General features: G+C 72.7%; 22 protein-coding genes and 1 pseudogene. 8 read left to right on the plus strand and 15 right to left on the minus strand.

The features are described 5' to 3' along the window. Nucleotides 1-5 precede the first annotated feature (5 nt). Genes ACH4TL_RS02185 through ACH4TL_RS02195 form a run of 3 tightly spaced genes read right to left on the minus strand, consistent with a single transcriptional unit; the run spans nucleotide 6 to nucleotide 1406 of the window. Nucleotides 6-470 carry a hypothetical protein gene (locus ACH4TL_RS02185; RefSeq protein ID WP_398313338.1) on the minus strand — a complete coding sequence of 155 codons (465 nt, stop codon included), beginning with the start codon at nucleotides 468-470 and terminating at the stop codon, nucleotides 6-8. A gap of 53 nt (nucleotides 471-523) precedes the next feature. Further along, complete coding sequence (locus ACH4TL_RS02190; protein WP_398313336.1) at nucleotides 524-904, minus strand: DUF427 domain-containing protein; 381 nt, start codon at nucleotides 902-904, stop codon at nucleotides 524-526. A gap of 34 nt (nucleotides 905-938) precedes the next feature. After that, entirely contained in the window at nucleotides 939-1406 is a 468-nt protein-coding gene (locus ACH4TL_RS02195; RefSeq protein ID WP_398313718.1) for a MarR family winged helix-turn-helix transcriptional regulator, read from the minus strand. Between the two features lie 149 nt (nucleotides 1407-1555). Here ACH4TL_RS02195 and ACH4TL_RS02200 point away from each other — a divergent pair, with 149 nt between their 5' ends. Then, entirely contained in the window at nucleotides 1556-3844 is a 2289-nt protein-coding gene (locus tag ACH4TL_RS02200) for an MFS transporter (RefSeq protein ID WP_398313334.1), read from the plus strand. An 89-nt stretch (nucleotides 3845-3933) separates the two neighbouring features. Here ACH4TL_RS02200 and ACH4TL_RS02205 read toward each other — a convergent pair whose 3' ends face one another. Together ACH4TL_RS02205 and ACH4TL_RS02210 are read right to left on the minus strand one after the other, a co-directional pair. After that, nucleotides 3934-4164 carry a hypothetical protein gene (locus ACH4TL_RS02205; RefSeq protein WP_398313332.1) on the minus strand — a complete coding sequence of 77 codons (231 nt, stop codon included), beginning with the start codon at nucleotides 4162-4164 and terminating at the stop codon, nucleotides 3934-3936. Nucleotides 4165-4216: 52 nt separating this feature from the next. Further along, nucleotides 4217-5434, minus strand: coding sequence for an MFS transporter (locus ACH4TL_RS02210; protein ID WP_398313330.1), 1218 nt, complete (start codon nucleotides 5432-5434; stop codon nucleotides 4217-4219). 91 nt (nucleotides 5435-5525) lie between these two features. Between ACH4TL_RS02210 and ACH4TL_RS02215 the strand changes: the two are divergent. Then, a pseudogene (locus tag ACH4TL_RS02215) lies at nucleotides 5526-5711 on the plus strand (LysR family transcriptional regulator); the annotation flags it as partial. A gap of 143 nt (nucleotides 5712-5854) precedes the next feature. Here ACH4TL_RS02215 and ACH4TL_RS02220 read toward each other — a convergent pair. The 3 genes from ACH4TL_RS02220 to ACH4TL_RS02230 all read right to left on the minus strand — a co-directional run bounded on the left by ACH4TL_RS02220 (nucleotide 5855) and on the right by ACH4TL_RS02230 (nucleotide 8334). Then, a complete protein-coding gene (locus tag ACH4TL_RS02220) occupies nucleotides 5855-6703 on the minus strand; it encodes a polysaccharide deacetylase family protein (protein ID WP_398313328.1) in 849 nt (282 codons plus the stop codon). Beyond that, on the minus strand, nucleotides 6703-7215 hold the full coding sequence (locus tag ACH4TL_RS02225) for a GNAT family N-acetyltransferase (RefSeq protein WP_398313326.1): 513 nt from the start codon (nucleotides 7213-7215) through the stop codon (nucleotides 6703-6705). Before ACH4TL_RS02225 ends, ACH4TL_RS02220 begins: the two co-directional genes overlap by 1 nt. Nucleotides 7216-7485: 270 nt before the next feature. After that, nucleotides 7486-8334: an isocitrate lyase/phosphoenolpyruvate mutase family protein gene (locus ACH4TL_RS02230; protein WP_398313324.1), complete on the minus strand. Its 849-nt coding sequence runs from the start codon at nucleotides 8332-8334 to the stop codon at nucleotides 7486-7488. An 81-nt stretch (nucleotides 8335-8415) separates the two neighbouring features. Here ACH4TL_RS02230 and ACH4TL_RS02235 point away from each other — a divergent pair, with 81 nt between their 5' ends. Then, nucleotides 8416-8952, plus strand: a complete 537-nt coding sequence (locus tag ACH4TL_RS02235; RefSeq protein ID WP_398313322.1) for a hypothetical protein — start codon at nucleotides 8416-8418, stop codon at nucleotides 8950-8952. A gap of 15 nt (nucleotides 8953-8967) precedes the next feature. Here the strand turns inward: ACH4TL_RS02235 and ACH4TL_RS02240 are convergent, their stop codons facing one another. After that, complete coding sequence (locus tag ACH4TL_RS02240) at nucleotides 8968-10077, minus strand: ferritin-like domain-containing protein (RefSeq protein ID WP_398313320.1); 1110 nt, start codon at nucleotides 10075-10077, stop codon at nucleotides 8968-8970. A 105-nt stretch (nucleotides 10078-10182) separates the two neighbouring features. Here ACH4TL_RS02240 and ACH4TL_RS02245 point away from each other — a divergent pair, with 105 nt between their 5' ends. The 4 genes from ACH4TL_RS02245 to ACH4TL_RS02260 all read left to right on the plus strand — a co-directional run bounded on the left by ACH4TL_RS02245 (nucleotide 10183) and on the right by ACH4TL_RS02260 (nucleotide 13758). Further along, nucleotides 10183-11109, plus strand: a complete 927-nt coding sequence (locus tag ACH4TL_RS02245) for a diiron oxygenase (RefSeq protein ID WP_398313318.1) — start codon at nucleotides 10183-10185, stop codon at nucleotides 11107-11109. A gap of 71 nt (nucleotides 11110-11180) precedes the next feature. Then, nucleotides 11181-11969, plus strand: coding sequence for a TetR/AcrR family transcriptional regulator (locus ACH4TL_RS02250; protein ID WP_398313316.1), 789 nt, complete (start codon nucleotides 11181-11183; stop codon nucleotides 11967-11969). A gap of 28 nt (nucleotides 11970-11997) precedes the next feature. After that, nucleotides 11998-12264 (plus strand): hypothetical protein, encoded by a 267-nt coding sequence (locus ACH4TL_RS02255; RefSeq protein ID WP_398313314.1) that lies wholly within the window; start codon nucleotides 11998-12000, stop codon nucleotides 12262-12264. A 210-nt stretch (nucleotides 12265-12474) separates the two neighbouring features. Beyond that, nucleotides 12475-13758, plus strand: a complete 1284-nt coding sequence (locus ACH4TL_RS02260; RefSeq protein WP_398313312.1) for an NlpC/P60 family protein — start codon at nucleotides 12475-12477, stop codon at nucleotides 13756-13758. 13 nt (nucleotides 13759-13771) lie between these two features. Here ACH4TL_RS02260 and ACH4TL_RS02265 read toward each other — a convergent pair whose 3' ends face one another. The 5 genes from ACH4TL_RS02265 to ACH4TL_RS02285 form a co-directional block, all read right to left on the minus strand. Beyond that, nucleotides 13772-15019 (minus strand): styrene monooxygenase/indole monooxygenase family protein, encoded by a 1248-nt coding sequence (locus tag ACH4TL_RS02265; RefSeq protein ID WP_398313310.1) that lies wholly within the window; start codon nucleotides 15017-15019, stop codon nucleotides 13772-13774. A gap of 76 nt (nucleotides 15020-15095) precedes the next feature. Continuing rightward, the gene (locus tag ACH4TL_RS02270; protein ID WP_398313308.1) at nucleotides 15096-15737 is read right to left on the minus strand and encodes a GTP-binding protein; all 642 of its coding nucleotides are present in this window, start codon (nucleotides 15735-15737) and stop codon (nucleotides 15096-15098) included. Between the two features lie 4 nt (nucleotides 15738-15741). Further along, entirely contained in the window at nucleotides 15742-16158 is a 417-nt protein-coding gene (locus ACH4TL_RS02275; RefSeq protein WP_398313306.1) for a DUF742 domain-containing protein, read from the minus strand. Then, nucleotides 16155-16640 carry a roadblock/LC7 domain-containing protein gene (locus ACH4TL_RS02280; protein ID WP_398313304.1) on the minus strand — a complete coding sequence of 162 codons (486 nt, stop codon included), beginning with the start codon at nucleotides 16638-16640 and terminating at the stop codon, nucleotides 16155-16157. The genes ACH4TL_RS02275 and ACH4TL_RS02280 overlap by 4 nt, the downstream gene beginning before the upstream one ends. Next, nucleotides 16637-19657: a nitrate- and nitrite sensing domain-containing protein gene (locus tag ACH4TL_RS02285; RefSeq protein ID WP_398313302.1), complete on the minus strand. Its 3021-nt coding sequence runs from the start codon at nucleotides 19655-19657 to the stop codon at nucleotides 16637-16639. The genes ACH4TL_RS02280 and ACH4TL_RS02285 overlap by 4 nt, the downstream gene beginning before the upstream one ends. Before the next feature lie 357 nt (nucleotides 19658-20014). Here ACH4TL_RS02285 and ACH4TL_RS02290 point away from each other — a divergent pair, with 357 nt between their 5' ends. Continuing rightward, entirely contained in the window at nucleotides 20015-20785 is a 771-nt protein-coding gene (locus ACH4TL_RS02290; RefSeq protein ID WP_398313300.1) for a hypothetical protein, read from the plus strand. Nucleotides 20786-20895: 110 nt separating this feature from the next. Here ACH4TL_RS02290 and ACH4TL_RS02295 read toward each other — a convergent pair whose 3' ends face one another. Then, nucleotides 20896-21429: a MarR family winged helix-turn-helix transcriptional regulator gene (locus tag ACH4TL_RS02295; protein WP_398313299.1), complete on the minus strand. Its 534-nt coding sequence runs from the start codon at nucleotides 21427-21429 to the stop codon at nucleotides 20896-20898. Nucleotides 21430-21465 lie beyond the last annotated feature (36 nt).

Raw genomic sequence — 21465 nt, forward strand, 5'->3', positions numbered from 1 at the left:
CCGCGTCACGAAGCCTGGGGGCACGGGAGGTCCGGGGACCAGGGGTTCGGGGAGCACTGGACTACGGCCAGGGAGAGGAAGGACGTGCGGCCTGCGTAGAAGCCCAGGGAGACGTCGCCGCCCTGGGCCAGGCGGTTAGCGGCTGTGGCTACCAGGTGGGACAGGCGGGCGGTGTCGGCTTCCTGGCGGGAGAGGAAGCCGGGGGCGTGTTCGGTGAGCTGTTGGCCGAGCCAGGTGGCGGCGTCCTTCGGCTCGTGGAAGGTGGCGCGGATGAGGGTGGGGGTTTTGAGGAGCCAGTACGCCGTCTCCATGGGCGGCAGCTCGGAGCGGCGGAAGGTGTCGAGGGCGGTGCGGTAGTGCTCCTCGTCCTCCGCCGTCACCGGGGGCAGGGGGCGGTCCGGGAGGCGGCGGAGGATCTCGTGGTCGAACAGCTCCTTCTCGCCCAGCCAGGAGTACGCGTGGAGGTGCACGCGTCAGCCGTTCCCCCTGGAGGGTCAGGGGAAGGCCACCGATGGGGTGATCGCTAGGAGACCTCGATCTTGGCTGTCGTGTCGTAGAAGCAGAGGTGGTTCTTGATCTCGGCTACGGCGTCGATCGGCTGGGGGTACGCCCAGACGATGTCGGGGCGCAGTTCGGCGCCGCTGTCCGGGCCGATGTACGTCCAGTACGCCGCCTCGCCCTTGAACGGGCAGGTGGTCCGGGTGTCGGTCGGCTCGAACAGGGTCAGGTCCACGTCCTCCGGCGGGAGGTAGTAGCGCACGGGCAGGCCGGTCTCGTGGAGCAGGAGGGGGCGGTCGGTCTCGGCGACGACCTGGCCGTCGATGGTGACCTTGATGTGCTGCGTGCCGCGGGTCACGTCCACGCGGTGGCCGGTTCCGGAGCCGGTGTGGGGGTGAGTGGGCATCGTCGCGTCCTCCTCGGGTGGGTCCGTGTTCAGGTCAACGCTTGCTCTCGGCCGGGGATTCCGTTTCCTCGCGGGGCCACGGGCGGCCGTCCTGGGCCTCGACCTCGCGGTTGAAGCGGGTCAGGACCTCGCCGAAGCGGGACAGGTCCTCCGGGGTCCAGTCCTCCAGGAGCCGGGCCAGGCTGGTGCGGCGGCGGTCGCGTTCGGCGGTGAGGCGGTCGGTGCCCAGGGCGGTGACGCGGAGCTTGCGGGCCAGGCCGCCGTCGGGGTCGGGGATGCGCTCGACCAGGCCGCCGCGGAGCAGGGTGCTGGTCTGGCGGTTGACGGTCGAGACGTCGAGCTGGAACGCGTCGGCGAGCTGGCCGATCGACATCGCGCCCTCCGCGTCCAGGCGGGAGAGGACCAGATAGGCGGAGCGGTCGAGGCGGTCGGGGCCGCAGGGCTCGGCGTCGGGCGTCTTGCGGTCCCTCGGTGTCAGGACGTGGCACCTGGCTACCAGCATCAGCTCGCGTTCCAGCAGTTCCAGCCGCTCCAGCACGCTTCCTCCTCGTCGCCCCCGCTCCATGGAACAGAAGTGTGCACGATACACAGCATGTGTAGGATGCACATCTCTTACTCATCCCTGTTGTACCGCTTGGAGGCCGCATCCGCATGGCCCAGTCAGCCCCAGCCCGCGTCGAGGAGTCCTTGAGCGACGCGCCGCCCGGCCCGTCGCTTCCGCAGCGCGAGGTCGGTGGCGGTTTCGTGGCGGTGCTCGCGTTCTGCGGCATCGCCGTTTCGGTGATGCAGACGCTGGTCGTCCCGCTCGTGAGCGAGCTGCCGCAGCTGCTGCACACCACCAGCTCGAACGCGTCCTGGGTGGTCACCGCGACGCTGCTCGCCGGGGCCGTGTCGACGCCCGTCATGGGGCGGCTCGGGGACATGTTCGGCAAGCGCCGGATGCTGCTGGTCGCGCTGACGTTGCTCGTCATCGGCTCGCTGACCTGCGCCGTAACCTCCGACCTCGTCGTGATGGTGGTCGGCCGGGCCATCCAGGGCGGGGCGATGGGCGCCATTCCGCTCGGCATCAGCATCATGCGGGACGAGCTGCCGCCGCAGAAGCTGGGCTCGGCGATGGCCCTGATGTCCTCCTCGCTCGGCATCGGCGGTGCGCTGGGGCTGCCCGCCGCCGCGTTCGTCGCGCAGCACACCAGCTGGCACGTGCTGTTCTACGGGGCCGCCGGTCTTGGCGCGATAGCGATGGCGCTGGTGCTGGCCGTCGTACCGGAGTCGTCCGTGCGCACCCCCAGCCGCTTCGACCTGGTCGGCGCGGTCGGGCTGACGGCCGGGCTGGTCTGTCTGCTGCTGCCCATCACCAAGGGCGGCGACTGGGGCTGGGCGAGCGGTACGACGCTCGGGCTGTTCGGCGCGGCCGTGGTGATCCTGCTCCTGTGGGGCCTGTTCGAGCTGCGCACCGCCGAGCCGCTGGTCGACCTGCGGACGACCGCACGGCGTCAGGTGCTGCTGACCAACCTCGCCTCGATCATGGTCGGCTTCTCGTTCTACGCGATGTCGCTGATCCTGCCGCAGCTGCTCCAGCTGCCGGAGGCCACCGGCTACGGCCTCGGCCAGTCGATGGTCATGGCGGGGCTGTACTTCGCTCCGATGGGCGTCGCGATGATGCTGGTCTCGCCGCTGTCCGCGCGCATCAACGCCGCCCGCGGCCCCAAGGTCTCGCTGGTCAGCGGCATCATCGTGATCGGCGCGACGTACGGCGCGGGCCTGGTGATGATCGACCACATCTGGCAGATCGTGGTGCTGTCCACCGCGCTCGGCATCGGCATCGGCATCGCGTACTCGGCCATGCCGACCCTGATCGTCAGCGCCGTCCCCGCCCGTGAGACGGGCGCGGCGAACGGGCTGAACACCCTGATGCGGTCCATCGGCATGTCCACCTCCAGCGCGGTGGTGGGGGTGATCCTCGCCCACCAGACGACGGACTTCGGCGGGGTCGCGCTGCCCAGCAAGGACGGCTTCCAGATGTCGTTCATGGTGGCGTGCGCGGCCTCGGTCGTGGGTTTGTTCATCGCCTTCTGTCTGCCTGCGCGGCGCCGGGCCGCAGCCCCCGTTTCGTCCGCGCCCGCGAGCGTTCCCGTGGCGGAGGAGACCGTCGTCGAGACGGAGGTCCCCGCGCATGAGACGGGCAGCGTCATCCGCGGTCGGGTCCTCGGCGCGGACGGCACGCCGCTGGCCGACGCCGCCGTCACCCTGATCGACACCGGCGGCCGCCAGCTCGGCCGTACGGTCAGCGGGCGCGACGGCCGCTACAGCGTGACCGCGCCCGGCAGCGGGAGCGTCGTGCTCATCGGCTCGGCCCCCGGCCATCGGCCGCAGGCCGCCACGCTGCTTGTGGCCGACGACCCGGTCGCCTGCGATCTGCGGCTGGCCGGGGGCGGCGGGCTGACCGGGGCCGTACGGGCCGAGGGCGGCGGGCCGCTGGCCGGGGCCACCGCGACGGCCACCGGCGCGGACGGCGAGGTGGCGGCGTCGGCGACGGCCGACGAGAAGGGTGAGTTCGCGCTTCCGGAGCTGGCCTCCGGCGCGTACACGCTGACGCTCAGCGCCGACGGACACCGTCCGCACGCCAGCCAGGTCGAGCTGACCGCCGGTGAGCCGATGCGGGTCGAGGTGTCGCTACAGCCCGCGGCCCGGGTCCGGGGCACCGTACGTGACCAGGGCGGACGGCCGCTGGAGGACGCCCGCGTGGCGCTGCTGGACGCTTCCGGCGATGTCGTCGGGCAGTCCCTCACGGGCGCGGACGGGACCTTCGGGTTCGAGGGGCTGACCGGTGAGCACTACACGGTGGTCGCCAGCGGTTACGCACCGGCCACCCGGCCGGTGACGGTCGGCGGCGCTGCCGCGGACGCCCGGGACGTGGACTTTCTGCTCAGCCACGGTTGAGACACCCGCCCATCCGGCCGGGACCGGCCGGATGGGCGCAGCATAAAAAGCACAACGGGTACCCGCCCCCGGCGGTGGCTGCTTCCGCCTCATTCCTCGGGCAGGCTCTCCCACGCCTCGCCCTTGCGGAACAGCTCGTATCCCTCCGTGTCCGCGATCGACTCCGCCTCCGCGCGGCTGCGGACCGAGATCTCATAGGTGTGGCTGTCGACCGTCGCGTGGACGCCCTTGCCGTCGGTGATCGTTTCGATCGAGTGCGTCTCGTAGATGACGCGCCCCGGCTCAGATTTGCTCCAGACCACGTGCATGCTCACTGCCATCGGACCACTCCCGAAGACGAGCCCCCTGAATTCAGGGTCTCACGGCACGCGGCTACCGCCTTCCGAAGATCGCCACATGCGCCAGGGCCAGGGTCGCGAGCGCCCCGCCGAACCACATCACACCGCTGAGCGCGATCCCGTCCGCCGCCCGGCCGCCGAGCAGGGCGCCCAGCGATATCGCGGTGTTGAAGACGGTGACGAACAGCGCCGAGGCGGCCTCCCTCGTCTCCGGCGCCGCGTGCAGCACCCAGGTCTGCGAGGTCACCGAGACCCCGCCGTACGCAAGCCCCCACAGCACCAGCAGCGTGATCGCCCCGCCGAGGGTGCCGCCCGCGACGGGGACGAGCAGGACGGCGGTGGCCAGCACGGTGAAGATGACCATGAGGGTGCGGCGCGGGTCGCGGTGGGCGGTGGCGCCCGCCAGGAAGTTCCCGGCGATGCCCGCGACGCCGTACGCCAGCAGCAGGGTGCTGATCAGCCCCGGCCGTACGCCCGAGACGTCCTCCAGGACCGGGCGTACGTAGGTGTACGCGCCGAAGTGGCCGGTGACCAGCAGCAGCGTGGTGATCAGCACGCCCCGCAGCCGGGCGTTACGGAGAAGCCCCGGCACCTCGCGCAGCCGGATGGTCTCGGTGGCGGGCAGCGGCGGCAGGGTGACGGCGAGGGCCGCGGCGGTGGCCAGCGCCAGCGCGCCCATCCCCGCGAACGCGGCGCGCCAGTGGATCAGGTCGCCGACGAGGGTCCCGACCGGTACGCCCAGGACGGAGGCGACGGCGATCCCGCTGAAGACCAGCGAGGTGGCGGGCCCCGCTGACTTCTCCGGCACCAGCCGTACGGCGAGCCCCGCGGCCAGGGACCACACCCCGCCGATGCACACCCCGACCAGCACCCGGGCCAGCAGCAGCACGGCGAAGCCGGGGGCAAGGGCGGAGGCCAGGTTGGCCGCCGCGAGGAGCCCCATCAGGCCACACAGCACCAGCCGCCGGTCGAGGCGGCCGACAGTGACCGTCAGGAGCGGCGCGGCGACGGCCGCGACCAGCCCCGGCACGGTCATGGCCAGGCCCGCCGTACCGGGCGAGACCCGCAACTCGGAGCCGACGGAGGTGAGCAGGCCGACCGGGAGCATCTCGGTGGTGACGACGGAGAAGGTGCCGAACGCCACGGCGACGACGGCGAGCCAGGCTCTGAGCGGCGAGTGCGCGGGCGCGGCTGACCCGGATGCGCCTGCCGGAGCGGTGAGTTCCGTGGTAGTGGGCGTGGAATTCGACATGTCTCAAATGAACCGCCCGGTTCGGCCGGGAACAACGCCGAAGTCTTCAGTCTTGTATGAGCGGGACTCATGGATCAGTGGAGGAAGGCCGATGTCCGGGCTGGAGATCCGGGAGCTGGAGTGCTTTCTCGCGCTCAGCGAGGAGTTGCACTTCGGCCGCGCGGCGGAGCGGCTGTACGTGTCGCAGAGCAGGGTCAGCCAGTTGCTGCGCGCGCTGGAGGGCCGGATCGGCGCCCGGCTGCTGGACCGCACCAGCAGGCGCGTGCGGCTGACCCCGGCGCGCCGACCGCCGCGTACCACGGCCGCCGCGACGTCACGCCGCTACCGGTGGAGGGGCTGCCGGACTCGATGCAGGGCCTGGTGTGGCGGCGCGGCCCTCGTCAGGTGATCCGGGGCCTCCTCGTCCGGCCCAGGGCCGCTTCAGGTGGCCCAGAGGCGCTGAAGCGTTCGGTAGTCGACCACGGCGATGCCCTCCTCGCGGAGGATGTCGCGCGCCCTCGGTGAGGTCAGGAAGGCGTGGTCGGTGCTGCGCACCGGCCAGCCGCCGGGGTCGGCCGCCCGGGCGCCCGGGTCGTCGAGCCCCGGGTGCACGGCCCATTCGCTGAGACCGGGCGGCAGTGCGCGCAGCAGCCGGGCGTAGTGGTCCGCCTTGCCGTCGAGGCCGAGGGCGAAGCTGTCCAGGAACGGGTGGTCGAGGGCGGGCAGCCCTCGTCGCCGCAGCGCCTGCCGCCCGGGGTCGAGCCACATCCGTACCGCCAGGCCGTACTCCGCGGCCAGCGCGAGCGTCAGATCGCGGAGGTCCTCGCGGCCGCCGTCGGCCAGGCAGTGCCAGTCCAGATGGGCGGGGGCGAGCTCGGCGTCGAGTACGGCGTCGATCTGGGCGCGGAACTCGCGCTCGACCTCCTCGGGGCGGGCCCGGGCCAGCAGGTCCGGGATTCCGGCGGGGTCGTACAGCTCCCCCGCCTCGTTCAGCAGCGAGGGCACCCGCTCCTTCGGCGACAGCGGCCCCCAGGGGACGTGGGGCAGGTCGCGGACGAGGGTGAGGTGGACGCCGAACGGGAGGTGCGGCCGCTCGCGCAGCAGTTCCATGGCGTGCGGCGCCGCCGGGCACGGCACCATCAGGCTGCACGACGCCACGATGCCGTGCTCGATGGACTCGAGGACGGCGGTGTTGACGGCCGGGTACATCCCGAAGTCGTCGGCGTTGAGGAGCAGCGCGCGGGCGTCGGCGGGCAGGCCCAGCAGCTCGGTGGAGGTGGTGGGCGCCATCAGAGGGTGTCCCTGCGCATGCACACCCGGGGCCACCGGTCCAGTCCGTGTCCGGCCTCGCTGCGGCGGATCTCCCGCAGCCCGGGGGTGAGTTCGGCCTCGGCCAGCGGCCGGAAGCCGCAGCGGGCCGCATAATAGGGGGCGTTCCACGCCACGTCCACGAAGGTGGTCAGGGTCAGCGCGGGTACGCCGTCGGCGGTGGCGCGGGACGCCACGTGCTCGATCAGGGCCCGGCCCACCCCGCGGCGGGCGCTGTCGGGGTGCACCGAGAGCTGCTCGATGTGGGTGTTCCCGTCGACGGGGTCGGTGATCACGTAGGCCATGGCCCGGTCCGCGTCGTCCGCCGCGACCCAGGCCCGCCCGGCGCGCTGGTAGCGCCCCAGCTCGGCCAGGCTCAGCGGCTCGTCATCGGCGATCTCGTCCATGCCGATGTCCCGGAAGCACCGTCCCGCGGCGCGCTCTATGTCCTGGAGACGGTGAAGTTCCTCGATGGTGCTCGTTCGAATCCGCACCCCACCATCATCCTCCGGACGGGCACAACAAAGGGGTGCCCCCCACCGCCGTGGAGAGCACCCTTTTGGCCGTTCCTTCATACGACCGCCCCCGGCCCGGGTCATCCCCACATGACTCGGCGCGTTCCGGAAGGCGGTGATCAAAAACTTAGCAAGCCATCGGTAACGACTCGGTGGGGAAACGGTGATCATTGTGCTCCGACTCAACTTCCCTGCGTACGCGGGGCGTTTGGGCGCCGGTAAGGCTTCCGGAGCAGCAGCGTGCATACCTCAGCCGAGGCCGAGACCGCCGCGGGCGAACAGCTCGTTCAGCTCGCCCTGCGCGATCTGGCGCTCGGCGAACGTCAGCGTGCCCCGCTCCAGCAACTCCCGGGCGCTGTCCCGTACGAAGCCCAGCGCGGCGCGCGCGATGCTGCCGCCGAGGCTGAGCCGGGCGACCCCGGCGGAGCGCAGGGCGTCGGCGGTGAGGCTGGTGGCGCCGAGGCCCATCACCACGTTGAGCGGTCCTTCGATCTCGGCCACCAGGGTGGTGATGCTCGCCAGGTCGTTGACGCCCGGCACGTAGAGGCAGTCCGCGCCCGCCTCCCGGTACCGGTTGGCGCGCCGGATCGCGTCGGCGAGCGGGGCCGGGGAGGGCAGCATCAGGCCGTCGGTGCGGGCGGTGAGCACGAAGCCGCCGCCGCTCGCGTCGGCGGCCTCGCGGGCGGCGGCGATCCGGGCGACGGCCAGCTCCTCGTCGTACAGCCGCCCGTCCGCGAAGTCCTCGATGTTGCCACCGGCGAGGCCCGCGTCGACGGCCAGCCGGATGGTCTCGGCGACGGCCTCGGGCTCCGCCCCGTACCCGTCCTCCAGATCGCCGTTGACGGGCAGGTCCACGGCCGCGGTGATCTGGCGGACGCGGTCGAACATGACGTCCCGGGAGACCGCCTTGCCGCCCTCCGGGATGGTGTGGTCGGGCCTGCCCAGCGAGAACGCGATCCCGGCGCTGGTCGTCGCCAGCGCCTCGAACCCGGCCTCCGCCAGCACGATCGCGCTCCCGGCGTCCCAGGCGTTCGGCATCAGGAAGCCGGTGCGGCCGTCGTGGAGACGGCGGAAGGCGGCGGCGTGGCGGATGGCCATGGGGTGGTTCCTCTCCGGCAGGACGATTCACGCTCGTCCACCGAGGGAACCACACCGCACCGACAACGCGTCGCAGCGATCATGAACGAGCTGCAGGATCTGATCGACGACTACGAGTGCGTCTACCAGGGCTACTACCTGGGCGACGACGACGAGATCGACGCGGTGGTGACGGGTTGCGTGGACCGGCTCGAGGCGGCCAGGGCCACCCACGGCACCGGCTCCGCCGAGGTGGCGTTCCCGGCCCTCGGCCTGGTGCTGATGTACGGCCACGTCGAGTGGCACTCGGCCGCCGAGGTGGCGGACCGGACCGCCGCCGCGCTGCGCGCCGTCGCGGCGGACGGGGCCGAAGCGCCCTGCGACCATCCGGGCCATCCGAGCGACGCGGGCCTCGACATCGGGCAGCTGGAGGGCTTCCCCACCGCCCTGGAGCTGATCGGCGACCCCGCGGCCGAGGACGTGTCCTGGGACGAGCTCGCCGGGCGGTCCGGCGCGGACGACTCCGGAGAACTCTCCCCCGCCGAGGTGGAGTCCCGGTGGCGCTGCCCGCGCGCCCTCGCCGGATTCGCGTCGGCGGCCGCCGAGGCCATCCGCCCGGCCCGCCCGGCGGACGCCTGACGCGATCAGACGTGCTCAGTCGTCCGCCGCGCCCTGCGCGATGGCCTCCTCGACCTCGCCGGTCCTGGCGGCCTCCTCGGTGGCGAAGCGCTGGGCGTCCAGGCGCTGGGCCACCTCCTCGTCCTGGTTCATCAGCAGATCCAGGTTGCTGTCGCCGAGTTCCAGGACGCCCATGTCGACGTAGGCGCGCTGGAGGCGTTCGCCCCACAGGCCGATATCCTTCACGCACGGCACGATGCGGCTGAACAGCAGCTTGCGGAACATGTGCAGATACGGGGAGCGCTCGGCGTACTCCTCGGCCTCGGCCTTCGGGATGCCCAGGTTCTCCAGGATCTCGACGCCGCGGATCCGGTCGCGCATCAGGTAGCAGCCCTCGATGACGAACTCCTCGCGCTCGCGCAGCTCCGCGTCGGTCAGATCGCGGTAGTAGTCGCGCAGCGCCATCCGGCCGAAGGCCACGTGGCGGGCCTCGTCCTGCATGACGTAGGCGAGCAGCTGCTGCGGCAGGGGCTTGTCGGTGGTGTCGCGGATGAGGCCGAACGCGGCGAGCGCCAGGCCCTCGATGAGGACCTGCATGCCCAGGTACGCCATGTCCCAGCGGGAGTCGCCGAGGGTGTCGCCGAGCAGCGCCTGGAGGTTGTCGTTGATCGGGTAGACCATGCCGATCTTCTCGTGCAGGAAGCGGCCGTACAGCTCGGCGTGGCGGGCCTCGTCCATGGTCTGGGTGGCGGAGTAGAACTTGGCGTCGAGGTCGGGCGCCGATTCGACGATGCGGGCGGCGCACACCATGGCGCCCTGCTCACCGTGGAGGAACTGGCTGAACTGCCAGGAGGCGGCGTGGCGGCGCACATCGGCGCGCTCCCGGTCGTTCATCCGGTCCCAGTGGCGCGTGCCGTAGAGGGCGAGGGCCTCGTCGGGGGTGCCGAGCGGATCGTACGGGTCGACCTCCAGGTCCCAGTCGATCCGCTTCGTCGCGTCCCACTGCTTGTCCTTGCCCTTCTGGTAGAGGGCGAGCAGCCGGGCCCGGTGGTCGTCGTACTCCCAGGAGAACCGGGCGGCGCCCGCGGCGGGCACCTGCCACTTCGGGTCGCCGGGGTCCATGGCGTAGAGGTCCTGTGTCGACACGGCGGCTCCTTCGCCTCGCTGCGCCCGAGGGATTGACGGGCTTGCTGACACAGAGTCTCATAAGGGTTGTCCAGCCGCGACCACTCCTCCGAGGTGTCTCCAGCGATGACGACCGCGACCGAATCAGCCGCGCCCCGGGACGCGCTCGGGCTCCTCAAGGACCGGGAACAGGTGGCGGAACGGCTGCTGCGGGCCTCCGCCCGGCACTCGTTCGACCCCGACACCGAGCTGGACTGGGACGCTCCGCACCTGCCGGACAAGTGGTTCTGGCCGCCGGAGCTGGTCTCCCTCTACGACACCCCGATGTGGCGGCGGATGTCCGAGGAGCAGCGGATACTGCTGTCGCGGCACGAGGCGGCGGCGCTGGCCTCGCTGGGCATCTGGTTCGAGATCATCCTGATCCAGCTGCTCACCCGGCACATCTACGACAAGTCCCCGACCAGCGCCCACGTCCGCTACGCGCTCACCGAAATCGCCGACGAGTGCCGCCACTCCCAGATGTTCGCGCGGCTGATCGCCAAGGGCGGCACGCCCGCGTATCCGGTGTCCCGGCTCCACCAGAACCTGGGCCGGTTCTTCAAGACGTTCTCCACCACGCCCGGTTCGTTCACCGCCACCCTGCTCGGCGAGGAGGTGCTGGACTGGATGCAGCGGCTGACGTTCCCCGATGAGCGCGTCCAGCCGCTGGTGCGCGGTGTGACCCGCATCCATGTGGTGGAGGAGGCGCGCCATGTGCGGTACGCGCGGGAGGAGCTGCGCCGCCAGATGGTGCGGGCGCCGCGCTGGGAGAAGGAGGTGACCCGGATCGGCTCGGGCGAGTTCGCCCGGCTGTTCTCGCTCGCCTTCGTCAACCCTCAGGTGTACACGGACGTCGGCCTCGACCGGCGCGCGGCCGTCGCCCAGGTGCGGGCGAGTGGCCACCGCCGCGAGGTGATGCGCAGCGGGGCCCGGCGGCTGACCGAATTCCTCGACGACGTCGGGGTGTTGCGCGGTGCGGGCCGCAGGCTGTGGCAGAGCAGCGGCCTCCTCTAGGGCCCCTGTCCGGCACCGTCGCCACCGGGCCGCCACTCGCCACCTGCCGGAGTGCGGTTACCCTGCCAGGCATGACGACGAGCAGTGGCACCGCCCCGGCGGACACGGACGCGGACCGGACACCCCCGGCCACCGTGCGCCGCGGTGCGTACCGCAGGCTCAGCGTCGAGGCGCGGCGCGCCGAACTGATCACCGCCGCGCTCGGCCTGTTCGCCCACCACGCGCCGGAGGACGTGTCGCTGGACGACGTCGCCTCGGCAGCGGACGCCTCCCGCCCGCTCGTCTACCGCTACTTCCCCGGCGGCAAGCAGCAGTTGTACGAGGCCGCGCTGCGCAGCGCGGCCGATGAGCTGGAGGGGTGCTTCGAGGAGCCGCGGACCGGCCCGCTCAGCGCCCGTCTGGGCGGCGTACTGGACCGCTATCTCACCTGGGTGGACGAGCACGACGCGGGGTTCAGCGCGCTGCTGCACGGCGGCAGCGTGGCCGAGACCTCGCGCACCAGCGCCATCGTGGACGAGGTGCGGCGGGCCGCGGCCGAGCAGATCCTGCTGCACCTGACGGCCGACGCACCGGTCGAGGAGCCCGGTGCCCGGCTGCGGATGATGGTGCGCACCTGGATCACGGCGGTCGAGGCGGCTTCGCTGATCTGGCTGGACGAGAACAAGCAGCCGTCGGCCGGGGAGCTGCGGGACTGGCTGGTGGACCACTTCGTGGCGCTGCTGACCGCCACCGCGGCGACCGATCCGCAGGCGGCCCGGGTGATCCGGGCGGCGCTCGCCGCGGAGCCCGCGCACGGCCCGGTGGGCACGCTGGCGCGGCGCGTGGCGCCGGTGTTCGGCGCGGCGCGGCACCTGCTGTGAGGCCCTGGACGCGGCCGGAGGGGCCGCGGTGAGAAGCGAGGAGACACCGTTCGTCGGCGGGCCGCTGGACGGCCGGGTGCTGTCGGTGCTGGTCGGCGCCACGGGCCAGCCGCCGAAGACGTACGAGGTCCCGGTCCCGGACGAGGACGGCGGGCCGCCGACCGTGCACGTATACCGCCGCGTCCCGGCGGGCACGACGCGGCGCCTGGGGCTGATCCGGGGCTGGGCTTACGAGTACGACCCGGAGGGCAGGCCGGGCGGCGGCCCGAAGTGGCCGTGGTCCAAGCCGCGCTGAGGCGTGCCGATACGACCGCCCTTGGCGAGCCGCGCCGAAGGCCCGGGCCGAGGCGCCTCCGAAGGCCCCTCCCGCACCCGCGAACACCCTCCGGACGGGTGACCGTATTGGGCCGACTCGCCCATCAATCCCCAGAAGATACGACTGTCACGCCGCGTTCCTGCTGAGGTGGTCGTCGGACCCCGTTCCCGCAGCCGGAGGTGTGAGACCGTGTCAGGACGGATCGTAGGCTCGGTCTGCGCGGCGGCGATCACCGCGGCCGCCGCGCTCGTCCCGCCCGTACCGGCGGCGACGGCCGCCCCTGCCAAGCCCTCCACCCGCCCCGCCGACCAGTCGGTCGCCGGGCTGCTCACCCAGCTCAAGACGCTGTACCGGAAGGCGGAGGAGGCGACCGAGGCGTACAACGCCACCGAGGAGAAGCTGCGCAAGCAGCGGTCGAAGACCCGGAGGCTGACCGACGACCTCGCCCGCAGCCGCACCGACCTGGCCGCCAGCCGGGACGACGCGGGGCGGCTGGCCCGCCAGCAGTACCAGGGTCACACCCCGCTCTCCACGTACACCTTCCTGCTGACGCTGCTCACCCCGCATCCGGAGGAGGCCGCCGACCAGGCGCGCGAGCTGGGCCGGGCGGCGGACCGGGAGGCCGCCGTGGTGGAGCGGCTGACCAAGGGCGAGCGGCACGCCGACGCCCTCGCGACCCGGGCCAGGAGCGCCCTGGACAAGCAGCTGTCGCTGAGCGCGAAGAAGAAGAAGCAGCGCGACAAGGTCAAGAAGCGGCTCACGAAGATCGAGAAAAAGCTCGCCTCGCTGACCGCCCGCCAGATCACCCAGGTGGCGGAGAAGGAGCGCGAGGAGACCGAGAAGCGGCAGCGCAAGCTGATCGCCTCCGGCGCGCTGGGCAACGCCACCCGCCGTCCCCAGAGCGCCGCCCCGCCGCCGCCCGACCCGGACCCCGGCGCCGCGGCCCAGGGCACGGGTACGGGCTCGGACCAGGGAGGCGGCGGCGATCAGGGCGCCGGGCAGGCCCCGAACAACCCGGCCGGGGGCACGGGGAGCAACCCGGCCGGGGGCACAGGCGGCGGCACGGCCACCACTCCCGCGGTGCCGAAGACCCCCGGGCGGCTCCCGACGGCCACGGCTGGGGCCGGGCAGCGGGCGCTGCGGTGGGCGCTCAACCAGATCGGCAAGCCGTACGTGTGGGGCGCCGAGGGGCCGAACTCCTTCGACTGTTCGGGGCTGACCTCCCAGGCGTGGGCGCACGCCGGACGGACCATTCCGCGCACCAGCCAGGAGCAGTGGCGCCGCCTGCCGCGCATCTCGCTCAGCCAGATCCGCCCCGGTGACCTGGTGATCTACAACAAGGGCGCGAGCCATGTGGCGATCTACGCGGGCGGCGGCCAGGTGGTGCAGGCGCCCCGGCCGGGCACCACGGTGCGGCTCTCCCCGCTCGCGTCCAATCCGGTGCAGGGCGTGGTCCGTCCGGGCGCGCGCTAGGAATCCACAGAAGCTACGAATCCACGGAAGCCAGATACGCCGCCGCCTTCTCGGGCTCGTAGAAGAAGTGCTCGAAGTCGGACGGATCGTCGAAGCCGTTGGCGATCCGGTCGGCCACCGGCGGCAGGCCGCCCGCCGCGCCGAGCAGTTCCACGATGTGCCCGGGCGGCGGGGCGAGCATCGCGTTCGTCCACTTGGTGACGTGCCGGGCGGTCGCCCAGTAGCGCTCGAAGGTGTCCCGCATCCACGCGGCGTCGAACGGCCGGTCGCCATGGGCGACGATGCTCTCCAGGTAGGAGGCGGCGCATTTGGCCGCCGAGTTGGAACCCTGGCCGGTGATCGGGTCGTTGGCGACCACGACGTCGGCGACGCCGAGCACCAGGCCGCCGCCGGGCAGTTCGCCGATCGGGTTGCGTACGGTCGGGGCGTACCGCCCGGCGAGCGTGCCGCCCGCGTCGGTCAGCTCGACCTTGGTGGCCCGCGCGTACTCCCAGGGGGTGAACCGCTCCATCAGCTCCAACGTGGTGGCCAGGTGGTCGGACGGGTCGGTGACGCCCTGGAAGGCATCGGCCGGGCCGCCGGGGACGCCCTCCCAGAAGAGGATGTCGGCGCGCCCGCTGGTGGTGAGGGTCGGCATGACGAACAGCTCGCCGACCCCGGGGACGAGGTTGCAGCGCACCGCGTCGAACTCGGGGTGCTCGGGGCGCGGGCCGAGGCCGTGCACATAGGAGACGGCCAGGGCGCGCTGCGGGGTGTCGTACGGGGAGCGGGCGGCGTCGCGGCCGAAGAGCGAGACCAGTTCGCCCTTGCCGGCGGCCACCAGCACCAGATCGTGGCTCTGGGTGAAGAATTCCAGGTCGGAGACGGACACGCCGTGGATGACGAGTCGGCCGCCACGCTGTTCGAACAGCTCCACCCAGCCCGCCATCTTGATGCGCTGGTCGACGGACTGGGCGTGCCCGTCGAGCCGCCCGACCCAGTCGACGGCGCGGGAGTGCGGCCCCTCGGGCGTCGGCGGTCCGGCGATGGACACGCCGAGGCCCTCGATGCGCGGCGTCTGCTCCTCCCAGAAGTTGAGCGACAGGTCGCGCTCGTGCTGGAGCGCGGTGCCGAACATGACTTGCGTGGACATGACGCGCCCGGAGCGGATCTCGTCAGCCGTGCGGTTGGAGATCAGGGTGACCTCGTAGCCCTCCGCCTGGAGACCGAGGGCGAGTTGGAGGCCGGACTGGCCGGCTCCGACGATGAGTATTTTCCGCATGACCGTGGCTCTCTCTCAGGCTCAGGACAGGAAGAGGAACGGGGCATTCCATTCCGCGAGCGGAGCCGAGGTTAGTTCACTCGGGTGACACGTCAACGGCGTGGCCCACCAAGGCCAGCAGCGCCTCCACCACCGTGACCCGCTGCCGCGCGTCCATGGTCACCACCGGTACCTCGGGCTTCACGGAGAGCGCGTCCCGGACGTCGTCCGGCCCGTAGAGCGGGGTCCCCTCGAAGTGGTTGACCGCCACCACGTACGGCAGGCCGAGGCTTTCGAAGTAGTCCAGCGCCGGGAAGCTTTCCTCCAGCCGCCGGGTGTCGACCATCACGACCGCCCCGATCGCCCCGCGCATCAGGTCGTCCCACATGAACCAGAACCGCTGCTGGCCCGGGGTGCCGAAGAGATAGAGCACCAGATCGGATGCGAGCGTGATCCGCCCGAAGTCCATCGCGACGGTCGTGGTCAGCTTCTCGGGCGTCGCGCCGAGGTCGTCCACTTCCTCGCTGGCCTGCGTCATCAGGGCCTCGGTCTGGAGCGGGGTGATCTCCGAGACCGAACCCACGAACGTCGTCTTCCCGACGCCGAAACCCCCCGCTATCACTATCTTGGTGGCGATGGGCGCCCGTGAGCGGTCCGTCTGCCAGCTCTGAAGCCGTTCTTCGGCGCCAGGTATACCGGCACCGGGTATCTCCGACACATGCGGCGGCGTCACCGTCATCGTCTCAGAGTCTGTGAAGTCCAACGAGCACCCTTTCGAGCAACGCGCGATCCGGCTGTCCGGGGCCCCGCCCGGTGCCGTACACACGGATCTTTCCCTGATCGGCGAGGTCGCTGAGCAGGACGCGCACCACGCCCAGCGGAATCTTGAGCATCGCGGAGACCTCCGCGACCGAGCGCATCCTGCGGCACAGCTCGATGATGGCCCGTATCTCCGGCAGCATCCGCGCGCCCGGAGTACCGCTCGGCACCGGGTCCGCGAGCCCGTCCAGCGGTCCGTCCACCGGCCCTTCCGCGGGCTCCAGCGACGCCACGAACGTCTCCACCAGCAGCACGTGTCCCGAGCGGGTGCGGCCGCCGGTGAGCGAGTACGGACGCACCCGGGCCGGTCTGCGCGCGGCCCGGCCGGACCCTGCCGTCACTGCGCCGACTCCAGCGACCTCCGTAGTTCGGAGCGCAGTTCGGGGGTGAGCACATGCCCGGCCCGGCCCACGAACAGCGCCATGTGGTACGCGACGACGGCCATGTCGCAGTCCGGGGTGGCGTGCACCCCCAGCAGCGAACCGTCGCTGATCGACATGACGAAGAGCGTGCCCTCGTCCATCGCCACCATGGTCTGCTTGACGCCGCCGCCGTCCATCAGCTTCGCCGCGCCGAGCGTCAGACTGCCGAGACCCGACACGATCGTCGCGAGGTCCGCGGTGGAGCCCTTCGGGCCGTCCTGGGTGGCCGGGCCCGCGGGGGCGGCGGCGTGCCGCCCGTCGGAGGACAGCAGCATCAGCCCGTCGGACGAGACGACGGCCACCGAGCGGACGCCCGGCACCTCCTCGACCAGGCTCGACAGCAGCCAGTGCAGATTACGGGCCTCGGAACTCAACCCGTAGGTACTACTCGGCGCATTCACCCGCGTGCCTCCTCAACCGTGCCGCCCCCGTCCTGCGCCCCCGTTTGCGCCGTGCCACGCTGCCCGGCCGTGCCCGGCTGCCCAGCCGTGCCCTGCTGTCCGTCCGTGCCGCGCTGTCCGGCTGTGCCCTGCTGTGCGTCCGTGCCCTGCTGTGCGTCCGTGCCGCGTGCGGCGAACTCGGCCTCCGCGTCCCGGCGGCCGTCCCGCGCACCGCGCTGAAACCCGCCCAGCCTACGCCGCAATTCCTCCGCGTTCACCGACCCCGTGCGCTCCTGCGGGTCGAGGTCGCGGCGGGCCACGTTCCGCGGGGTCCGCTTGGGAAGTCCCTTGTCGGTGCGGTGCAGTTCGCCGGTCGACTCCGCGGCGTGGGAGTGCTCGTCGGGGCCGATCGCGTACGGATCGGCCGGACCCGCGGGGCCCCACGCGTCCGCCCCGGCGGGCCGTACGGCGCGGCTGTCGAACGGCGGCTCGGCGCCGGGCACGGTCAGCTCCATCGTGCGCTCGGCGGGAGGCACGGTGGGCTCGTCGGACACCGCGTGATCGGCGGGCTGGTCGGGACCGTCGGCGGCCGGAGTCGTCGTCTTCGGGGTGCGCTTCGGAAGGACCGGCAGCTCCTCCCCCGAGCCGGGGGCCGGATGCCCGCGCGGCGGCGTGGGCTCCATCGGATACGGGTCCTCGTCCGCGGCGCCCGCCCATGCCTCGCCGGAGGCGGGGGTCGCCCACGACACCGTCTCGGGTCCCGCCTCGGGCGCCGGGTCCGGCTCGTCGGGGAGTTCCGGCGCCGCGGCCGCCGGACGGCGCTGGCCCGGTACGCCTGCGCCGGAGCCGACGGACCCCGGGCGGTCCTGGGACGGGAGGGCGTTGCCGTTGGCCTCGGCGGCGGCGCCGGGGAAGGCGGGCAGGCCGGTCGCGGCGGCCGGTGGGGCGGGCGGGAGCCCGGCCCCCGGCGGGCCCGCCGGGAGGATCTTGGTGGGCAGGACGACGACGGCGGCGATCCCGCCCGGCGGCTGCTCGCGCAGCGACACCCGTACGCCGTGCCGCGCGGCCAGCCGGGTCACCACGTACAGGCCGAGCCCCAGCGGATCGTCCGGCTGCGGGCCCTGGCAGTACTCGGGGACCGGGTCGGCCAGCCGCTCGTTCAGCTCCGTCATGCGCTCGGGCGTCATGCCGATGCCCTCGTCCTGGACGGAGAGCATGACCTCGCCGCTCTCCAGCAGCCAGCCGGACACCTGCACCGCGGCGTCCGGCGGCGAGAACGCCGTGGCGTTCTCCAGCAGTTCGGCGATCAGATGGCTGACGCTGTCGGCCGCGAACCCGGCGACCTGGGCGTGCGGCGGCAGCGACTGGAGGTGCACCCGGTCGTACCGCTCGACCTCGCTGATCGAGGCGCGCAGCACGTCCAGCAGCGGCACCGGGCCCGGGTGGTTCGCCTGGTGCTCGGAGCCCGCGACGATCAGCAGGTTCTCGCCGTAGCGGCGCATGCCGGTGGCGAGGTGGTCGAGCTGGAAGAGGGTTTCGAGCCGGTCCGGGTCCTGCTCCTGCTCCTCCATGGACTCGATGATCGCCAGTTGGCGCTCGATCAGCCCGAGGCTGCGCAGCGCCAGGTTGACGAAGCTGCTGTGGACCCGGGCGCGCAGCCCCTCCAGCCGGGTGGCGACCGCGTCCCGTTCGGCGCGCAGCCCGGCCGCCTCGTCGGCGAGCTGCCGCCGCTGATCGGCCAGCCGGACGCGTTCGCCGTCGAGCTGGGTGAGCCGCTCGCTCTGGCGCAGCGCGGCCTGGTGGAGTTCGTTGACGGCCCGTACGGCGTCGGCGAACTCGTCGTTGCGGCCCTTGAAGGCGATCGGCCCCTCGACGGCCGGGTCGGCGGCGACCCGGCGGGCGCCGCGCCGCAGCGCGGACAGCGGGCGGGTCATCGAGCGGGCGCTGTGGATGCTGGTGCCGAGGGCGAGCAGCAGACAGGCACCGGCGAGGGCGATGCTGACTTCGAGTGCGGTGACGTCGTCGTCGCGCAGCTGCCCGAGCCGGGTGATCTCGGCGGAGGCGAGCGCGGACTCGGCGCCGCGCATCCGGTCGATGCGGGCGGTCAGGGCGGCGGCGAGACGGCTCTTGTCGATGGCCAGCTCCTGGCCGGAGAGCCGGGGCTGATCGGTGAGCCGGTCGAGGTAGCGCTCGGCTGTGGCGACCTCGGTGCCGTTGACGGTGCGGCCGTAGGCGTCGCGCGCGGAGGCCGGGGCGAGCTGGTGGAAGTCGGCGAGCGCGGACTGCTCGCGCACCTGGGTGCGCTGGGCGGCCGCGGTCAGCCGGTTCCGGCCGCCGCGGTCGGCGAACGCGGCGAGCAGCAGCCCGCGGGTGGCGGACGCCTCCTCCACGGCCCGGCCGAGCGGGGCGAGCGCGGGGGCGGGGCCGGTGTCGGTATCGGCCGGAAGGGTGCGGGCGAGGGTGTCGGCGACCCGGTTCAGCGCCTGGACGGCCTCGGTGTACGCGTCGAAGACATCGAGCGAGGAGCCCTTGCCGGTCAGGGCCTGCTGACGGATCTCGGGGAGGGTGTCCAGCAGCGCGCCGAGGGCGGCCGGGACCTGTCCGCGCACCTCCTGGACCTGCCGGTCGACGCGGGCGCGCTGGTCCTCGGAGACGCCGTCGCCCGCGGAGGTGGTGCGGCCCGCGGCGACGAACGCGGTCATGGCGTCGCGCTCGTCGGCGAGGGAGTGCGCGAGGGCCACCGTGCCGCGGTTGGCCTCGGCGAGGTCGACCAGCTTCTGGGTGCCGGTGGCGTCGTCGAGGGCGCTGAGGACCGCGGGGGCACCGGCGGCGAGGACGGCGACGGAGACGAGGGCGACGGAGGCGGTCAGCCGGTTGCGGACGCGTGCGGGGCGCCCCCGTGGCGGCTGTAACGCCGGGGTGTCCGGCGGGGACTCCGGCGAGGCCCCCTCCGAGCTCCCCTGCTCGCGCTGCTCACGCTGATCGCGGGGTTCGCCGATGTGCTCGCGCTTGGTGCCCCGAAGCCGCTTCTTCCGCACCGGTGCTCACCATCTTTTCTCGCCCGACCGCTGTGGTTCCAGACCGCTGTGGTTCCAGAGGTGACGACGGATCAACAATTGCGATTCCCCACCCCCGGTGGGGAATCCGACCCTTCCAGGGACGGCTCCGGAGCGGATACGCATCACCCACTCGGCCCACCCGAACGAGTGAACCGCATTGCGTAGTTGAGCACCAACTTTGCTTCCGGACCATACCCGGGGGCCGATTTTCACGGGCTGGAAAACGCTTGCCCGTCCTGGCAGGATGCGCATTCCCCCTGCCCACCGTCCCGCCCGCACCTGAAATCGGGAGCGCGGGAACGGGAGCGGGGGACGGCCGTCCGGCAGACTGACGCCATGCGCATCGAACTCGCGACCGACCCCGGCGACCCGCGGCGCCCCAACGAGGACTACGCGTCCGTGGCCCTGCCCGCGTCGGGACACGGCGGCGCGCTCGTGGTGCTGGACGGGGTGACCCCGCCCGAGGGCGACGCCGGATGCGTCCACGGCGTGCCCTGGTACACCGCCCGGCTCGGCGGCGCGCTCCTCGAACTCGCAGGTGCGCGGCCGGACACGCCGCTGGCCGACTGCCTCGCGTACGCGATCGCGCGCACCGCCGAGGCACATGGTTCAACATGTGACCTTTCTCACCCGCTCACCCCTCAGGCGACCGTGGTCGCCGCGCGCTGGGGCGCCGACCGGGCCGAATACCTGGTGCTCTCCGACTCCGTCCTGCTCATCGAGCGGACCGGGGGCGGGGTGACGGCCGTGCTGGACGACCGCATCGACCGGCTGCGCGCCGAGGGGCGGCGGGTCGCCCCGCTGCGCAACGTCGAGGGCGGCTTCTTCACCGCTGCGGCCGATCCGGCGGTCACCGCCAAGGCCGTCACCGGCAGCCTGCCGCGCGGGGAGGTACGGGCCCTGGCGGCCCTCACCGACGGGGCGTCGCGCTGGGTCGAGCGGTTCCACGAGGGCGACTGGGCCGCCTGCCTGGGACTGCTGCGCAAGGAGGGGCCGCAGGCGCTCATCGACCGGGTGCGGGCGGTGGAGCGGGCCGACCCGGACGGGGCGGCCTTCCCGCGCGGCAAGACCCACGACGACGCGGCGGCCGTGCTGGTCGAGCCGTAGTGGTCGTTACAGGAGCCTGACACTCACTCATTCGAGGGCCGGGTACCGCAGTCGCCACACCCACGTCGCCGGATCGGCGCGGCTCGCCGATCCTGACGTACATGAGCGCCCTACTGGTCCCGCTCCGCGCGGGCCGCCTGCCCGGGCTCGTCGGCTTCCTGCGTGCTGTTCAACCGGTGCAGCAGCCGCGCGAGTTCGGCGACCTCGCTGCGCTCCCAGGCGGCGAGCCGGCGGGCGTACCGCGCGCGCCGGGCGCCCCGTACCCGCCGGAAGCGGGCCCGGCCCTCGTCCGTCAGCTGCACCAGGAAGGCCCGGCCGTCCGCCGGGTCGGGCGCCCGGGTCACCAGCCCGAGCCCCTCCAGCGCGCGCAGCTGCCGGCTCATCGTCGCCTTGCCCACGCCGATGTAGGCCGCGAGGTCCGTCGCGCGCTGCTCCCCCGCGTCCTCCAGGCGCATCAGCAGCCCGTACGCGGCGGATTCCAGGTCGGGGTGGACCTCGCGGGCCAATTCGCCCGAGGAGGCGCGGGCCCGGCGGAGGAAGACCGCCAATTCGCGCTCCAGCGACAGGAACGCATGGTCCACACCAATTCCGCCCACGGTGCCGCCCTCGCCCTCCTCGGGGGGCGTTGCCCCGTTGTTGTGCACGTCAGAGCCCTCTCCGGGTTTTCACATCGTGAAAGT

The sequence above is a fragment of the Streptomyces sp. NPDC021115 genome, assembly GCF_044333065.1.
Taxonomy (GTDB): domain Bacteria; phylum Actinomycetota; class Actinomycetes; order Streptomycetales; family Streptomycetaceae; genus Streptomyces.

What these genes read in the sequence shown, in the direction of transcription:
- ACH4TL_RS02250 (WP_398313316.1), top strand. Translation starts at nt 11,181, where the DNA reads ATGACGACGAGCAGTGGCACCGCCCCGGCGGACACGGACGCGGACCGG.
- ACH4TL_RS02195 (WP_398313718.1), bottom strand. Translation starts at nt 1,406, where the DNA reads ATGCTGGTAGCCAGGTGCCACGTCCTGACACCGAGGGACCGCAAGACG.
- ACH4TL_RS02265 (WP_398313310.1), bottom strand. Translation starts at nt 15,019, where the DNA reads ATGCGGAAAATACTCATCGTCGGAGCCGGCCAGTCCGGCCTCCAACTC.
- ACH4TL_RS02220 (WP_398313328.1), bottom strand. Translation starts at nt 6,703, where the DNA reads ATGGCGCCCACCACCTCCACCGAGCTGCTGGGCCTGCCCGCCGACGCC.
- ACH4TL_RS02205 (WP_398313332.1), bottom strand. Translation starts at nt 4,164, where the DNA reads ATGGCAGTGAGCATGCACGTGGTCTGGAGCAAATCTGAGCCGGGGCGC.
- ACH4TL_RS02210 (WP_398313330.1), bottom strand. Translation starts at nt 5,434, where the DNA reads ATGTCGAATTCCACGCCCACTACCACGGAACTCACCGCTCCGGCAGGC.
- ACH4TL_RS02230 (WP_398313324.1), bottom strand. Translation starts at nt 8,334, where the DNA reads ATGGCCATCCGCCACGCCGCCGCCTTCCGCCGTCTCCACGACGGCCGC.
- ACH4TL_RS02235 (WP_398313322.1), top strand. Translation starts at nt 8,416, where the DNA reads ATGAACGAGCTGCAGGATCTGATCGACGACTACGAGTGCGTCTACCAG.
- ACH4TL_RS02190 (WP_398313336.1), bottom strand. Translation starts at nt 904, where the DNA reads ATGCCCACTCACCCCCACACCGGCTCCGGAACCGGCCACCGCGTGGAC.
- ACH4TL_RS02200 (WP_398313334.1), top strand. Translation starts at nt 1,556, where the DNA reads ATGGCCCAGTCAGCCCCAGCCCGCGTCGAGGAGTCCTTGAGCGACGCG.
- ACH4TL_RS02270 (WP_398313308.1), bottom strand. Translation starts at nt 15,737, where the DNA reads ATGACGGTGACGCCGCCGCATGTGTCGGAGATACCCGGTGCCGGTATA.
- ACH4TL_RS02245 (WP_398313318.1), top strand. Translation starts at nt 10,183, where the DNA reads ATGACGACCGCGACCGAATCAGCCGCGCCCCGGGACGCGCTCGGGCTC.
- ACH4TL_RS02290 (WP_398313300.1), top strand. Translation starts at nt 20,015, where the DNA reads ATGCGCATCGAACTCGCGACCGACCCCGGCGACCCGCGGCGCCCCAAC.